At 61.2% G+C, this 15,715-nt stretch carries 13 protein-coding genes; 8 read left to right on the top strand and 5 right to left on the bottom strand.

What is annotated here, in order from left to right:
- Positions 1 to 11: 11 nt before the first annotated feature.
- The 4 genes from AC56DI_RS14805 to AC56DI_RS14790 are packed head-to-tail and all read right to left on the bottom strand — an operon-like array spanning position 12 to position 4,598.
- On the bottom strand, positions 12 to 1,316 hold the full coding sequence (locus AC56DI_RS14805) for a DsbA family protein (RefSeq protein WP_496346844.1): 1,305 nt from the start codon (positions 1,314 to 1,316) through the stop codon (positions 12 to 14).
- Between the two features lie 56 nt (positions 1,317 to 1,372).
- Positions 1,373 to 1,804, bottom strand: coding sequence for a DUF1330 domain-containing protein (locus AC56DI_RS14800; protein WP_496346843.1), 432 nt, complete (start codon positions 1,802 to 1,804; stop codon positions 1,373 to 1,375).
- A gap of 10 nt (positions 1,805 to 1,814) precedes the next feature.
- Entirely contained in the window at positions 1,815 to 3,473 is a 1,659-nt protein-coding gene (locus tag AC56DI_RS14795; RefSeq protein ID WP_496346842.1) for a sulfatase-like hydrolase/transferase, read from the bottom strand.
- A 48-nt stretch (positions 3,474 to 3,521) separates the two neighbouring features.
- Positions 3,522 to 4,598, bottom strand: a complete 1,077-nt coding sequence (locus AC56DI_RS14790; RefSeq protein ID WP_496346841.1) for an MBL fold metallo-hydrolase — start codon at positions 4,596 to 4,598, stop codon at positions 3,522 to 3,524.
- 265 nt (positions 4,599 to 4,863) lie between these two features.
- Here AC56DI_RS14790 and AC56DI_RS14785 point away from each other — a divergent pair, with 265 nt between their 5' ends.
- The 5 genes from AC56DI_RS14785 (at position 4,864) to AC56DI_RS14765 (ending at position 10,168) form a co-directional block, all read left to right on the top strand.
- On the top strand, positions 4,864 to 5,124 hold the full coding sequence (locus AC56DI_RS14785) for a hypothetical protein (RefSeq protein ID WP_496346840.1): 261 nt from the start codon (positions 4,864 to 4,866) through the stop codon (positions 5,122 to 5,124).
- Entirely contained in the window at positions 5,121 to 6,899 is a 1,779-nt protein-coding gene (locus AC56DI_RS14780) for an arylsulfatase (protein WP_496346839.1), read from the top strand. The genes AC56DI_RS14785 and AC56DI_RS14780 overlap by 4 nt, the downstream gene beginning before the upstream one ends.
- Positions 6,896 to 8,149 (top strand): hypothetical protein, encoded by a 1,254-nt coding sequence (locus AC56DI_RS14775; protein ID WP_496346838.1) that lies wholly within the window; start codon positions 6,896 to 6,898, stop codon positions 8,147 to 8,149. Before AC56DI_RS14780 ends, AC56DI_RS14775 begins: the two co-directional genes overlap by 4 nt.
- Positions 8,150 to 8,264: 115 nt before the next feature.
- Positions 8,265 to 9,011 (top strand): SDR family NAD(P)-dependent oxidoreductase, encoded by a 747-nt coding sequence (locus AC56DI_RS14770; RefSeq protein ID WP_496346837.1) that lies wholly within the window; start codon positions 8,265 to 8,267, stop codon positions 9,009 to 9,011.
- Between the two features lie 56 nt (positions 9,012 to 9,067).
- Complete coding sequence (locus AC56DI_RS14765) at positions 9,068 to 10,168, top strand: glutathione S-transferase family protein (RefSeq protein ID WP_496346836.1); 1,101 nt, start codon at positions 9,068 to 9,070, stop codon at positions 10,166 to 10,168.
- Positions 10,169 to 10,177: 9 nt separating this feature from the next.
- Here AC56DI_RS14765 and AC56DI_RS14760 read toward each other — a convergent pair whose 3' ends face one another.
- Complete coding sequence (locus AC56DI_RS14760; protein WP_496346835.1) at positions 10,178 to 10,777, bottom strand: TetR/AcrR family transcriptional regulator; 600 nt, start codon at positions 10,775 to 10,777, stop codon at positions 10,178 to 10,180.
- A 272-nt stretch (positions 10,778 to 11,049) separates the two neighbouring features.
- On the opposite strand from AC56DI_RS14760, the gene AC56DI_RS14755 reads away from it, so the two are divergent.
- From AC56DI_RS14755 to AC56DI_RS14745, 3 genes are read left to right on the top strand one after another with little or no spacing between them, the layout of a single operon-like run.
- A complete protein-coding gene (locus AC56DI_RS14755; RefSeq protein WP_496346834.1) occupies positions 11,050 to 12,918 on the top strand; it encodes a DUF1302 domain-containing protein in 1,869 nt (622 codons plus the stop codon).
- An 11-nt stretch (positions 12,919 to 12,929) separates the two neighbouring features.
- Positions 12,930 to 14,270 (top strand): DUF1329 domain-containing protein, encoded by a 1,341-nt coding sequence (locus tag AC56DI_RS14750; RefSeq protein ID WP_496346833.1) that lies wholly within the window; start codon positions 12,930 to 12,932, stop codon positions 14,268 to 14,270.
- Positions 14,270 to 15,652, top strand: coding sequence for a DUF1254 domain-containing protein (locus AC56DI_RS14745; protein WP_496346832.1), 1,383 nt, complete (start codon positions 14,270 to 14,272; stop codon positions 15,650 to 15,652). The genes AC56DI_RS14750 and AC56DI_RS14745 overlap by 1 nt, the downstream gene beginning before the upstream one ends.
- Positions 15,653 to 15,715: the final 63 nt, after the last annotated feature.

Raw genomic sequence — 15,715 nt, 5'->3', positions numbered from 1 at the left:
GCGCCGCAGGCTTAACCGGCGGCGGACGTCGCTGCGACCAGATCGCGCTCAATCAACCACAAGCGGTCCTGACCCCACTGTATTGGCTGCCCATCGACGCGAAACGACGGTACGCCCCACAACCCCAAAGCAAACATTTCGCTGCGGTTGGCTTCGGCCTCGACGCGCCAGCCATCATCGGCCAAGGCCGCTTGCACCAAGGCCTGGTCCAGCCCCGCGCGCTGGGCCAACCGCAACAAACCCGACTCACTGCCAGCATCAATGCCCTCAGCAAACACGCCACGCATAAATGATTCGAGGAACTCGCTGGCATCCCGGTGTTGCTCCATGACCTTGAACAACACGGCCAGGCCTCGCTCGGTGGGGGCGCCCAAGGGGTCGGCAATACGCCCAAAGGGCAGCCCCAGGCGATCGGCCTCACGTTTGCAATCGCGGACGATATACAGGCGTTTGGCCAAAGGTACCGGCAACCCGCGCATGGCCATCGGCAACACCGGCCGCAGGCACAGGTCGGCGCCATAATGCTCGGCTAACTGACGCATACGTGGCACGGCCAAATAGGTGTAAGGGCTGCGCAAGGAACAATAAAAGTGCAGCTGCGGCCGCACGCCATTGCGTGGTTTTACCCGACACCGCACCTCGCGCTGGGGCAGCACGGGAGGTGCGTTGGCGACCAGGCCGAAACCGAGCTCGACCAGACGCCGCTGCAGATGCGGCAGGCGATCAACGCCCCAGAACCACTCGCCGTCAAACCACAGCATGGCTCCCAGATAATGGCCCCCGCGGGCACGCCGATGACTGCCTGCGGCGAGCTGGGCCGCCGGTGCAGCAGGATCGGACGCCGTAGCCAATGCCTGCAGCGCCGTCTCGTCACGGCTCCACAACGCGCCACCGATGGCGCAGACGCGGGTAAGCACATCGGCGTCATCAAGGGCCGCCGCCAACGCCCGCTCCGCCAGTGCCAGCAAACCGGGCGTGGGCTGCTCGCCACGATCGACAAAGGTCAAGCCGAGATGGCTCGCCAACTGCGCCACATCGCGCCGGGACCAGGCCTGCAGACGCTCGCGCTCAGGGGCTGCCGCAGCGTCCGGTGGCGGCACCAGGTGCACCTGCAGCGCGACGCGGTAATTGGCCAACACGGCGGGCAAGACCTGAACCAGCAGATGGCTATAAGGGTCATCGGCCTGATGGAAGTAGTGCACCGTGGCTTTACCACCACGCCAACGCCGCGCTAGCGCCGCCAACAGGCGGCGACTGTCACGCAAGCCGTGACTGGTGAGTAAGCGGGTAATGGCGACACCAAGGGCGACTTTCATGCACAGCTCCGCAGCAGAAAACCAATCGGCAGGTTATGTGAATCCCCTACCGAAACTTATGCGCTAACCGGCGCCTCGGTGGTCGCCACAAGCCGCGAGTCGGCCAGTGCCGCGGTGCGGTGATGAACAATCGCGCGGTAGGCCGGCGACTGAATCATCTGCAGAAACGCCTCCTTGTGCGGGTACTTCACCAGCAGCACTTCATCCCAATCTTCGCCTGCAGGCGCGATCACGGCACAGTGCGCCTTGCCCAGCCAAAAGGGCTGACCACCAACAGCGTGCAACAGGGGTAACACCTGCCGGGAGTACTCGGCGTAGGCCTCACGTCCGCTGCAGGGAGCCGCTGAATCTGCGGCGTCGTCATAACCGGCCTGCTCGCGAAAACGCAGCAGGTTAAGCATCAGCACGGGCTGTCCTGAAGGTACCTCAGCCACAAAACGGCTCAGGCTTTCGCGGGTTGGATCGATGGCAGCAACAAGAGTGGACATGGCAAAAACCTCAGTTGGACCAATAAATAAAGGCGTCATCGGCGGACTGTGGCCGATTCATCGGTTTGTCGATCAGAATCGGCGCTTCCAGTACAGCCGGCCACAACGGTGCCTGCTGGGCCTGGTTAAACGTCGCCAGACGATTTTTCAGGGCCTGTACCTGCTCCGGTCGAGCGCTAGCCAGGTTGTGCTGCTCCGTCGGGTCGTCCTTGATGTTGTACAGCCAGTCGAGTTGCTGAGTGGCGTTGACCTGCAATTTCCAGTCACCCGCCTGCACGGCCTGGTATGCCCCTGAGCGCCAGAATAGCTGCTCATGGGGAGCACCCTGACGCGTGCCCTGAACGAAGGGCATCAAGTCCACGCCATCAATAACCCGGTCACTGGGTAACGCAGCCTTGGCCGCCGCGGCGGCTGTGGCAAAAATATCAAAGTGACTAACAGCCTCATCGAAGTGACTACCAGCAGCAATCTTGCCGGGCCACTGCATAAACAGCGGTACCCGCACTCCGCCCTCGAAGAACGTCGCCTTCCAGCCACGGTAAGGATGGTTCAGCCCGTCGAGGCCAATGTAGTTGGCACCGCCGTTATCGCTGGTGAAAATCACCAGGGTGTTGTCATCCAGGCCTTGCTGTTTGAGCTCGGCCAACACCCGACCAATGTTGCGATCCAGGGAGCGGATCATGCCGCCATACACGCGGCGGGTATGGTCCTTAATTTGCGGCAGGGCGTCGTAATCGGCCTTGGTCGCTTGCAATGGCGTGTGTGGCGCGTTGTAGGCCAGGTAGAGAAAGAACGGCTGCTCACGGTTGGCTTTGATCGCCTTCAGCGCCTCATCCGTCAGGTAATCGGTCATGTAGCCGTTGGGCTTGAAGGGTTCACTGTCATTGAAGCGCACCCCAAACGGCGCTACCGCCCAGAGAAACTTATCGATAGGGTCGAACTCTTGTTGGGCATTGACCACCTGCGGATCGTCCTCAGGCAGAAACATCGAGCCGCCGGCCAGAAACCCTAGGCTCTGGTCAAAACCATGGGCATTGGGTCGAAACTGCTGGTTCTCGCCCAGGTGCCACTTACCCAAATGCAACGTGCGATACCCCGATTGTTTGAGCAACCGGGCAATGCTGATTTCACTGGTCGGCACCCCTTGCGCCTCATAGGCGGGCATCGCCGGCTCACGTTCCGCGTGATAAATCGCGGGGTGTATGCCGGCACTTTTACTGTTGGCGATAACACGCGAGAAGGTCAGCGGCACCGAGGTGAATTCAAAGCCAAAACGCGTCGGATAGCGGCCCGTCAGCAACGCCGCGCGTGACGGCGAACAGGTGGCATTGCCGGCATAACTGCGATTGAAGTTGATGCCGTTGGCGGCAATGGAATTGATGTTGGGTGTCGGTACCGCATCACCCGCCACCCCTCCGCCATTAATGCTGAGGTCGTTATAGCCAAGGTCATCGGCAACAATCAGAACGATATTCGGCGGCCGTGGCCCATCAGTCGCTCCGGGGCCAGCGCTGGCTGTTGGCCAGTGCACCGCCTGGTTCGGCGCGGCGTCCGTATGCAGGCCATATTTAGCAAATAGCAGCAGAGCGCCCATACGCCCACCCACCGCCATAAAGGCCACCCCCAGCAAGACCACGACGAGGGTTAACCCCCAGGCAAAACGCTTCATCTCATAGGCTCCTTGAAGTCATGTCAGGCCGACTCACACCGACCAGGGTCACAAGAGGTTGCTCTGCTGAATGGCCTTGGAGGCCGTCGGCAAACTGATGAAGTCACCATCGATGCCAACCCGCACGCCGCCGGCATAAATCGTCTCAGCCTGACCAAGAAACGCCTGCTGCAAACCCGGAATCGGCAGCGGCGGTGCAATGTGGTTGAGCAGCAGATAACCGACACCCGCATCCCGAGCGATCTCGGCAGCCTGCTCAGACGTGGTGTGATAGTCGGGAATGTCGGCGAAGATTTTCACCAGATTATTGCGCCCGGCCGCAGCCGCGGCACGCCCAAGCAACGCGGTCAGCTCGGGGGATAAGGCCTCGTGCAACAACAGGTCCACGCCTGCCGCTTCGCGCTGCACGGCGGCTGACTTGCGGGTATCGCCACTGATCACCAGGCTGCGATCCTTGTAACGAATGCGGTAGCCAACCGCCGGCTCAACCGGCGAGTGTTCGACGCTGAACGCCACCACCTGCAGGTCGGGCTCATCAATCAGCACCACCCGGCGCTCAGGGCCCACGGCGGCAAAGGTTCTGGCCTGAGCACCGAAACCGCTGGGCGGCATCACCTGCGGGCCGTGGTGAGCGATGCGGTAAAGATGGTCCTGCCGATAGGCCTGCATAAAGCCATCAACCACCGACTTCACACCTATCGGGCCGTATACCGGCAGCGGCTCGGTATGACTGCCTGTCCCCCAGCGCTGCAACATGACCTCACCAAGCCCACCGATATGGTCGGAATGAAAGTGGGTCAGAAACAGCGCCTCGATCTGACCAGGATCAAAGCCCATGCGACTGATGGTCGGTGCCGCCGTAATGCCCGCATCGAACACCAGCAGCCGCGTGCCGGCGATCACCAAGGTGCAGGGGGCGCTGCGCTGCGGATCGGGAAATGGCGAGCCGGCACCACACAAACCCACGTGCAAACCATCTGCCAGTGCCTGCAGCGGTTGCGCTGCGAAACGCTCCTGAGCAAAACGCGGCACCAACAACACGCTGAGCGGAGCACGCCAGTGATAGAGCCCAGCTGCCGCCAATGTGACAACCACGAGCGCCAGCGACAACAGACGACGATTCATTTTTCACCCTCGGCATAATCAAGCTCAAATTGGCATTTAAGGTGCCACTATATTTATAGCCCAGTGTCCGGCCCATGGTCGATTCGGAACAGCACCATACACGGCAATGTTGTGACACTATAAGTGTCACTATATAGACGAAATCGCCGCACAATGACAGCATGCACTTAAACCCATCGGCGCAATTCGCGACCTTGGCCATACTCAATACGCGTCGTCCATATCTCCATAATCGGGCACTTTGCCCCCTCAGAACGAGGTCACCATGAACCGCTTTCTCAAAGCCAACTGCCTTGCCCTGTACCTGCTGGCCTTGCTCGCACTGGTGGTGGAACTGCCCTTTGGTGCCGGGCCGATCCTGCAAAAAATCGCCGTGATCATGCTGGTGGTACATGCCATTGAGGTGCCCATCGCCTTTGCCAAGATCAAGCAGTACCAAGGGCCACTGGCGGCCAGCATTGGCCTGACGCTGCTGTTCGGTTTTCTCCACTGGCGGCCGCTGGGGACGACTGGGAGCCCGGCATGAAAAGCCGCGCGCGCTGGCGTCTCGGCTGCCTGGCCATGGCCACGCTGGCGCTTGTGGGCAACCTGGCCCAGGCGGCGGAGAAACGTCCCAATATTGTCTTGCTGCTGGCAGACGACTGGGGCTTCAGCGATGTGGGTGCCTTCGGTGGTGAAATCGCCACGCCCAACCTGGATGCCCTCGCTGCTCAGGGTACACGCTTTGCCAACTTCCACGTGGCTGCCTCATGTGCGCCAACCCGCTCGATGCTGATGACCGGCGTGGACAATCACCGCAACGGCGTAGGCAACATGCCGGAAACCATCCCCTTGTCCCATGAGGGGCAACCTGGTTATGAGGGCGTACTCAACGACCGCGTAGTAACAGTCGCCAGCCTGTTGCGCGACAGTGGCTACCACACCTATGTCTCGGGCAAATGGCACCTGGGCCACGAGCCGCGCAACCTGCCCCCCGCCCGCGGTTTTGAACGCTCGCTGATCCAGGCCGACAGCGGTTCGGATAACTGGGAAATGCGCCCCTATCTGATGCTCAAACCCCAGGTAGCCTGGTACGAGGAAGGTAAGACCCTGACCTCGCTGCCGGCCGACTATTACTCCTCGACCTTTTTCATCAACAAGGCCATTGAGCACATAGAATCCAACCGTGGCTCACAACAGCCGTTTTTTTCCTATATCGCCTTCCAGGCCAACCACATTCCGCTGCAGGCGCCACGCGCCTTTATCGACAAGTACCGCGGTCAATATGACGCCGGCTGGCATGTGTTGCGCCAACAGCGCCGCCAGCGTGCAATTGATCTGGGGCTGATCGGCAAAGAAGCCGCCATGGTCGAAATGGCCAGCACCACCGATTGGGATGCCCTTAGCGAAAGCGAGCAAGCCTATGAGGCCCGACGCATGGAGGTCTATGCCGGCATGGCCGACGCCATGGACCATGAGGTTGGCCGGTTGGTCGACTATCTGCGCAAGAGTGGCCAGTACGACAATACGGTGTTTTTGTTCCTCTCCGACAATGGCGCCGAGGCCTCCGATCCCTATGCCGTGCGCTCCGGCCAACTCTGGCTGGACTGGCAATACGACCGCAGCCTCGAACGACTGGGCAGCAAGGGCGCCTACGCGATCATTGGCCCAAGCTGGGCCAGTGCGGCAGCGTCGCCGTTAAGTACTTACAAGTTTTATGCGGGCGAAGGCGGGTTGCGAGTACCGCTGATCATCGCTGGCGTAGCGGGCGCCGCGACCAATCAGATCCAGCACAGCTTTGCCCATGTCACCGATCTGGCCCCCACCCTGCTGGCCCTGGCCGGCCTGCAACCACCGGCTGGCCAGTACCAGGGCCGCCAGGTTGAGCCGATGATCGGCCGCAGCCTGCTGGGTGTGCTCCAGGGCCAGACACCCAGCGCACACCCACCGGAGCAGCCGATCGGTTACGAACTCTCCGGCAATGCCGTCATTTTCAAGGGCGACTACAAACTGGTGAAGAACATTCCGCCGGTCGGGGATGACCGTTGGCACCTGTACGACATTCGTCAGGACCCCGGCGAAGTTCACGACCTGCAACAACAGATGCCTGAACGCTTTCTCGCCATGCAGGCCGATTATGCCGCCTATGCCAATGCCAACGGCGTGCTGCCGATGCCGGCCGGCTATGACCCGATCAGCCAAGTGCAGATCAACGCCCTAGTCAACGTCTTCCTGCCACTGCTGCTCAAACCCGCACTGCTACTCGCCGCCCTGATAGCAGGCGGGGTGTGGTATCGCCGTCGGCGGCGGCGCCAGTCATGAGTGGCAACGGCTACTTTGCCAGCCCCTGGCCCGGCGAGGATGGCGGCCCCGAACGCCTGCAAGCCCCCCATGGCACAGCTGGCTTGCAGCTGCGCGAGGGTGAACAGCTGCAGTGCGTGACGCGCAATACCCTACTGTCGACCATGACCGTGCTGGGGGCTCCGGGCGAGGTGTACTTGCTGACTCACTCCGCCCTGCGTGCCCACATCGGCCTGCCCACCAGCGCCTGCGTCGAGCGGATTGACCCGCTCAGCCTGCAAACACTGCAGCGCTCACCACGCCTGGCCGGCGGGCCGATGTGGCCGGGCGGCATGGCCATTCATCGCAACGGCGACCTCTATGTGGTGTATGGCCGCTACCTGCACCGCCTCAACCGCCACTGCCAGTTACTCGGCTCGCTGCGCTTACCACTCAATCAGCCCTACAACTCCTTTGTCATCCTCGACAATGGCTTGTTGGTCTGCAAAAACCTGTCAGACAGCCACCCCGCCGGCCTCTGCGTGATCAATCCGCAGACGCTGCAATTGGTTGGCGCACCCATCGACTGCCCGGAGCCGTCGATTGCCCGCCTGAGTGCCAGCGGCAATACCCTGTATGTGGTGGGTGTGCGCTCGATCATGCGCTACCACTGGGACGAACAGCACCAACGCTTGCAGCGCGACCCCGACTGGCAGTTCGACTACATCGGTGCCAGCCAGCAAAGCTATGGCTGGGATGTGGTCATCGATGGCTGTAACGCCTGGTTTATGGACAACGGCAAGCACCGCTACCGCTACCGCATGATCGGTGCGGGCGTCAGCCCCACGGCCAATCGGCTGATCCGCGTCTCCCTGAGCGACAGCCGTGACCAGCAGTGCCTGCCGATCAGTGGCTTGCCCGGTGGCAGCATCACCAACCCGCCCCTGTTCGACCCCACGCGGCAGATCGTGCTGGGCTACGACTCGGCCAATCGTCACCTGCAAGCGTGGCGCTTCAACACCGCCAACAACACGCTGACCGCGTTGTGGCACAAATCGGCGTTCGGTTGTGCCAGCCATATGCTGCTGTACCCCGACAGTGGCGAGGTGGTTTGCAATGACTACCGCCGACACGCGGAAGAAGTGGTGGTGCTGGATATCGAAAACGGCCGCGAACGTGGCCGTGTGCGCAGCGGTGGTCTGACCCAAGGCGTGGTGTTTCCCAGCAGTGGCTGGGGCCGCGATCTTTATTGGTCGTCCATGGGACGTTTAGCGCGAATCTACGTGCGCTGAGCGCCCTCCCGACCACCCGAACAAAGCGCCAACCGGCCCAGGGCAACCCGCGTGAACCGCTACACCGAGCACTTATCAACGTCATCCACAGCAGCAACCACCTACAGGAACCGCAATGAACCGCACCGTAGTCATCACTGGCGCTTCATCCGGCATCGGCCGCGCACTCGCTGTCGAGTTTGCCCGCCGCGGCTATCACTTAGGCCTGACCGCACGACGCCTGAGGGCCCTCGAAGAACTGCGCGAAGAGCTGCAGCCGCTCGGCGACGGCACTCGCAAGATCGCCATTGCCGCCCTCGACGTCGATATGACTGCCAGCGTCGGCCCAACCTTGCACAGTCTGTTCGCTGAGCTGGGCCAGGTTGATACCGTGGTGGTGAATGCCGGCGTCAACGCCTTCACAGCCATCGGCAAAGGCAGCCTGCTGCAGGAACAACAAGTGCTGCAGACCAACCTGCTGGGCGCCATTGCCACCGTCAATGCGGCGGCCGAGCATTTCATCGCTGCAGGCGCTGGCCGGATTGTCGGAATTTCCTCTCTGGCAGCGCTGCAGGCCATGCCCAAGCAAGCCGCCTACTGCGCAAGCAAAGCCGGCTTCTCGATGTACCTGGATGCCGCACGCGTCGAACTAAAGCGCCACAACATTGGTATCACCAAGATCCTGCCGGGCTTCGTGATCACCGAGATCATGCCAAAGATCGACAAGTACCCGTTCGCTGTCACCGCCGAGCAGGCCGCCCGGGAAATGGTCGACGTGATTGAAAAAGGCAAGGCCCTCGGTGTGGTGCCTGCATTCCCCTGGAAGTGGCTACGCCCGCTCTTTGGGCACATGCCGGATGCGCTGTGGAAAAAACTGGTTTAAGCCGGCGCACCCAACTCCTTCCCACCCTCATCGCCCTGGTTGGCAAAGGCCTGCACATGACTAACGCCTTCACCCTGTACGGCTGGCACCTGTCTTATTTCACCGGCAAGGTGCGCTGCTATCTGAATTACAAACGCATCCCCTATGTCGATCAGCAGGTCGACCTGTTCACCCTGATGCGCACCATCAAACGGCACACTGGTGTGGTGGTGATGCCGGTGCTGTGCACCCCGGACGCCGAATGGCTGCAGGACTCCAGCGTAATCATTGACCATCTGGAGGCGCTCTATCCTGCCTCGCCAGTGGTGCCAACAACGCCCATTCAACGTTTTACCGCCTACCTGTTGGAGGCCTGGGGTGATGAGTGGTGGATTCCCGTGGCCATGCACACGCGCTGGAGCCATGCAGAGAACTATGCACTGTGGGAACACGACGCCGGCCCCAACCTGCTTCCGCACTTTCCTGGGTTTATCCAACGCCTAGCCGCTGCCTACCCCGCCAAAGCCATGCGCGGCAAACTGCACAGCGCCGGTGTGCGGCCTGAGCAATTTGCCGTGCTGGATGCCTGGACCGAGAACATGCTCGACTTGCTGGAGCGCCATTTCGCGGCACAGGATTATCTGCTCGGAGGCCACCCGACCCTGGCTGACTATGGCCTGGTCGGGACTATGTACGGCCACCTCGGCCGCGACCCCTGGCCCGCCCGCGAGTTGGTAGCACCGCGCCCCCACCTGCGCGCCTGGATCGAGCGCATGGCTAATCCGCCAATAAACGTGCAGGCCCAACCCTTGCTGGCCAACGACGCCATCGCAGCCACGCTAGAACCGATTTTGCGGGTGGTGTTTGCCGAGTTTGTGCCCATGCTGGCCAGCATTCAGCAACGGGTCAGTGAGCTGCTCCCACACTACCCGGCGGGTAAACCCTTGCCCCGCGGCCTGGATGACATTGATATCTACACACCGCAGGGCACCCTGCGCCGGGCGGCGCTGCCCTATACCCTATGGATGGCACAGCGAGCCCTGGACAGCTATCAGGCGATGTCCGCCACTGATCAGCTAGCACTGAGCAACTGGTTGAAACCCCTGGGCGGCCTGGAGTTACTCAGCCTCAACCTGCCACGCCTGCGCCGCAGCGGCCTGCGCGTAGCGGTGGAGTAGCACCAAAGGTTACTGAGGCTGTTGGGCGAGCAGCCCATGGACAAGCAGGGTCATGGTCCGTCGGGCGGTGACCTTGTCCAGCTTCTGCTCAACACGCAGTTGTTGCCAGGTACCGGCACCCAGCACCAAGTTGAGCGCAGCAAACAACACCGGATCCTGTTGCAAGGCCTCGGGCAAAACCCGGCGCAGCAGAGTGTCTTGCAACTGCACCAGCAGCGCCTGGTTCTGCTGCAAGGTTGGCGACGTGTGGCGCAGGGCTTCGGTGGCGATACGAAACGGCAGAATGGCCTCGAACATTTTACTGCGCCGCTCAATCACTTCATCTAGGCGCCCGCGCCAATCCTCAGCCTTGAAGGGTTTGTTCATTTGCGGCGTGATCAGCTGCATCACTTCCGTGGAGATCTCGCGGTACAGACTCTCCATATCATCAAAATGGCGAAACACCGTGCGCAAGCCAACCTCTGCGCGGGTCGCCACTTGCTCGGCCGTCGGCGCGACCTTGCCTTCCTTGACCAAGGCAATCATCGCCGCCACCAACTTGCGCCGGCTGGCCTGACCACGCGCTTTACGGCCATCGGTTGGGGCTTCAGCGCTGGGGCTTGGGCTCATCTATTTATCCTTAATTTCACTCGAGGGGTGGAAGCCATGATTCGCCCTGCCATGCTGAACACAACGTGCTCGCACCGAGGAATTTTATGCGCTCGGCATTTTGCCATTTTCACCCCATGGCTGTCGGCATAGTGGCGTTTATAGTGTCATAACACCCATGTAGATATTGGTGTATTGGCACTCTTTGTGTCATAAGATTACCTTGATAGCGAAGCTTAAGTCGCGCCCAGATGCACCCTCGCGGGCGGGAACACAACAAGAAGGTACGCATCATGACCTGCAAGCACATGCCTCCGTCGCTGCTAACGATTGCTGTTGTCGCTGCCATGAGCAGCGCACAGACCCAGGCCTACACCTTCGATGCGTTCGAAGGCGAGCTGACTGGCAAGCTGGACACCACCCTCAGTGCCGGCGCGAGCATCAGCGCCCAGGCTCCGGATCACAGCCTCTATACCCATGCCGACGGCCTCCTCAGTGGCCAGGCCAACGGTCGGGGAATTTCACCCAACGCCGACAATGGCCGGCTGAACTTCGACAAGGGTGATGTGATCTCCAACCCCTACAAAGGCCTCAGTGAACTGGAGCTGGAATACGGCCAAGTCGGCGTGCGTGTGTCGGCCAAGTACTGGTACGACCAGCAACTGGCAGCCCATAACGGACGCTTCAGTGACTTTGATGACAGCGGCTTTCCTGAACAAGCGCGCTTCAAAGGTTTCAGCTGGCTGGACAGCTACGTATTTGGCAGTACCGAGGTGGCCGGCCATGCACTGGACATGCGCTTCGGACGCCAAGTCCTGAGCTGGGGCGAAAGCACCTTTATTCTCGGCGGCATCAACAGCATCAGCCCTCTCGACCAAAGTGCGTTCAACCGCCCTGGCGTCGAAATCAAGGAAGGGCTGCTGCCGGTGGAAATGCTTCAGGCCAATTTTGATCTGGGCCAGGGCCTGAGCATCGAAGGCTTTTATCAGCTCAACTGGCGTCCCACCGTGATCGACGGCTGCGGCACCTTTTTCTCCATTACCGATGCCGTACAGCCTGGCTGCGGACCCATAGTGACGTCGCCCGTGATTGGCGAAAACGAGCAACTGAATGGGACTGGCAATCCGGTGCCGGTGGGCGCAAATATGGCCATCCAGCGCACGGCCGATGACCTGCCGAGTGATGATGGCCAGTTCGGCCTGGCCCTGCGCTATTACGCCGACTGGTTGAACGACACCGAGTTCGGCCTCTATGCCATGAACTATCACAGCCGCCTGGTGTACGTCAGCGGTACCTCGGCCGACTACAGCCGACTGGCCCTGGGTACCCCCACGGCCGAGGCCAACTTCTTTCCCGGCCGTTATGTTGCCGGCCTGCCGGTATTCATCCACGGCGCCAGCTACAACGCGGTCTACCCCGAAGACATTCGCCTGTATGGAGTGAGCTTCAACACCAGCCTGGAGAACGGTCTGGCGCTGTCCGGGGAGGTGAGCTACCGGCCCAATCTGCCGGTACAAATCAACGTCAACGACCTCTTGCCCGCCGCATTGCTGCAAGCCAGCAGCCCGGCCACTGAGCTGTTGCTGCCGGGCGGCTCAGGCAACAGCGCCAACTTCAACCAAAGCCTGCAGGGCTATACGCGTCTGCCCGTGACCCAGGCCCAAGTAACCCTGACGCGGTTCTTCAGCCAGGTGCTTGGCGCCGATCAACTGAAGTTGGTGGGTGAGTTTGGCTATGTGCATGTCGCCAACCTCGACGCCCTGCGCTATGGCCGCTCCTCGGCGCTGGGGCCAGGTACTCCGGTTGGAGGCGGGGCCTGCAACAGCAGCCCGTTGGTGACCAATCAATACTGCAGTAATGACGGCTTTGTCACTGCCGACTCCTGGGGCTACCGCCTGGTCGGTCAGCTGGACTACAGCAATCTGTTGCCGGCAGTGGTTATCAGCCCGAGCCTGGCGTTTCGCCACGACGTGGACGGCTACTCCTACCAACCTGCCGGTCCCTTCGAGGAAGGCCAAATGGCGACCACCCTCGGCCTGCAAGCGGTGTATCTGGATCGCTACAAAGCCAATGCCAGCTGGACCAGCTTTTTTGGCAGTAACGACTACAGCACCGTCGATGACCGCGACTACCTGGCGTTCAGCGTCAGCATGAGTTTCTGAGGAGTTTGCACATGTTTAGACATTCTCTGATCGCCCTGGCGCTCTGCGCCACCCCGGCCTTCGCCGTCGTCAGCCCAGACCAAGCTGCACGACTGAATAGTGACCTCACCCCGATCGGTGCCGAGCGCGGCGCTAACGCCGACGGCAGTATCCCGGCATGGCAAGGCGGGTTGCCGGCTACCCCATCTGCCCAACTCGCAGACGGCAGCCTGAAAGATCCGTATGCAGCAGACCAACCCGTATTCAGCGTCACCGCTGCCAACATGGCGCAGTACGAGGCCCTGCTCACTCCGGGCCTGCAGGCCATGCTTAAACAGCATCCGCAAAGCCTGCGTCTGCCGGTTTACCCAACCCGTCGTAGCGCCTCTTACCCAGCGGCGGTGTACAACGCAACGGCCGAGAATGCTGTTAAAACCGAGCTGGCCAACGGCGGCAACGGCGTCTTGCACTTCCAGCAGGGCGTACCCTTTCCCCTGCCAACCAGCGGTGTTGAGGTGGTGTGGAACCACATCACCCGCTACCGCGGCGGTAGCATCCGCGCCATCAGTAATCAGGCTGTAGTGGAGCGCGACGGCAACTTTGGCCTGTACCGCACAGAAAGCCAGTTGAACTTCGGCCCGACCATTACCGACCTGGAGCCGGGGGCCAACCTGCTGTTCTTTTACAAGTCTAAAACCCTGGCCCCTGCCCTGACCGCCGGCACCGTGAACCTGGTGCATGAGACCCTGGACCAAGTCAGCGAACCGCGCCGGGCCTGGATCTACAATGCCGGCCAGCGCCGTGTGCGTCGCGCCCCAACCCTCGCCTACGACAGCCCCGGCAGTAACAGCCAAGGCCTGAAAACCACCGACAACCTCGACATGTACAACGGCGCCCCGGATCGCTATGACTGGAAACTGCTGGGTAAACGCGAACTGCTGATCCCCTACAACAGCTACCGTCTGTTTGATCGCCAGCAACCCTACGAGAACATTCTTAAAGGGGGTCACCTCAACCCCGATCTGACACGTTTCGAGAAACACCGGGTGTGGGTCGTGGAAGGTACGCTCAAGCCAGGCCAACGCCACGTGTACGCCAAACGCACCTTCTACATCGACGAAGACAGCTGGCAAATTGCCCTCGCCGACCACTACGACAATCGCGGCCACCTGTGGCGGGTTTCGCTGGGTTACGCGATGAACTTCTACAGCCGGCAAATTCCCTGGGGCGCTATGGAAACCATCCATGACCTGCAGAATGGCCGCTACCTGAGCAGCCTGATGACCAATGGTGAACGCGGCGCCATCGTCTTTGGTGAGACAGCCAGCAGCATGGATTTCACCCCTGATGCCCTGCGCCGCTGGGGACATTAATGACCGTTCGCCCATCCCGTGGCCGGCGCGCCAAGCAGCTTGCGGCGGCGTTGGCCCTGCTGGCCGCCGTGGTACTGGCCGTACTGTTCAGCCAGTGCGGGCTGATTCGCCTCGCTGCACAAGGCTATGTGTTCGGTTACCCGCTGGTCATGATGGACCTCACCCGGGCCAGCTTTATCGACAACATGGCACCGGCCAATCAACTGGTGCAGATCTCGCGCTTTCCCGACGCAAGCTTCCGCGATGTTGTGCGCCCCAATGTCGACACCTTGTACACCCTGGCCTGGCTGGACCTGGCAGAGGAACCCTTGGTGCTCGACGTACCCGCCACCCAGCGTTACTACGTGTTGCAACTGCTGGATGGCTGGACCAACGTGTTTGCCAGCCTAGGCCCCCGCACCAGCGGCAGCCATGCCGGGCATTTTTTACTGGCCAGCCCGACCTGGCGGGGCACGCCGCCCGCTGATGTGACCCTGCTGCGCGCACCGACGACCATGGCCTGGCTACTGGGTCGGGTGCAAACCAATGGCGAAGCCGACTACGCCAACGTGCACCTAATTCAACAACAGATGCACCTGACCCCACTGAGCCAGTGGCAGGCTGGCAAGCAAGCCCGCGCCAGCAATGCCAAGATCCCCGCACAGAGTTCACTACCGCCGCTGTTCCAGATGCGGACATTGGACGCCACGGCGTTCTTCACTCGCCTGCAGCAGTTGCTGCAAAGCAATCCAGCCCAACCTCAGGACACCCAGGCTCTTGCCGCTCTGGCGCAGCTCGGCCTGCAACCCGGCCAGCCCATGCCGGCCTGGAGCACCTGGCGGACAGAGATGATCGAGCTCGGCATGTGGCTCGCTGAGTACAAACTGCAACAGGCCCTGGACGATCCGCACGGGCTACGCGAAGGCTGGCGTCAACCGCCGATGAACATCGGTCACTATGCCCAGGATTATGGCTTCCGCGCGGTGGTGGCAATGATCGGTCTGGGCGCCAACCTGGCCGATGACGCGGTTTATCCCAATGCTCGCCAGGACAAAAATGGCCAGCCTCTGCAAGGCGGTCAGCGTTACCGGCTGCATTTTGCTGCCGGGCAGTTGCCTCCCGTCCAGGCTTTCTGGTCCTTGACGGCCTATGACCAGGATGGCTTTTTTATTGCCAACCCAGTTAACCGCTACGCCATTGGTGACCGTGATCCGCTGCACTTCAATGCGGATGGTTCCTTGGACATTCTTTTACAAAACGAAGCCCCGGGAAGCACTTCAGACAACTGGCTGCCGATTCCAGCCAGCGGCGCCTTCAGCATCACCGGGCGCCTCTATTGGCCCAAAGCAGAGGTGCTCAACGGCACCTGGCGGATGCCGGGCATTCAACCCGTGGAGCCTTAGCACCAGCAAGGCCGACACCCCAGGCGCCGGCCTCCGCTCTGAGATTGATCGCTGAGCGGCGCT

This window comes from Pseudomonas sp. BGA-UO-ETr-WB11 (assembly GCF_059567785.1).
Note: the sequence above shows the minus strand (reverse complement) of the source record. Positions and strands in the feature narration are given on the sequence as shown.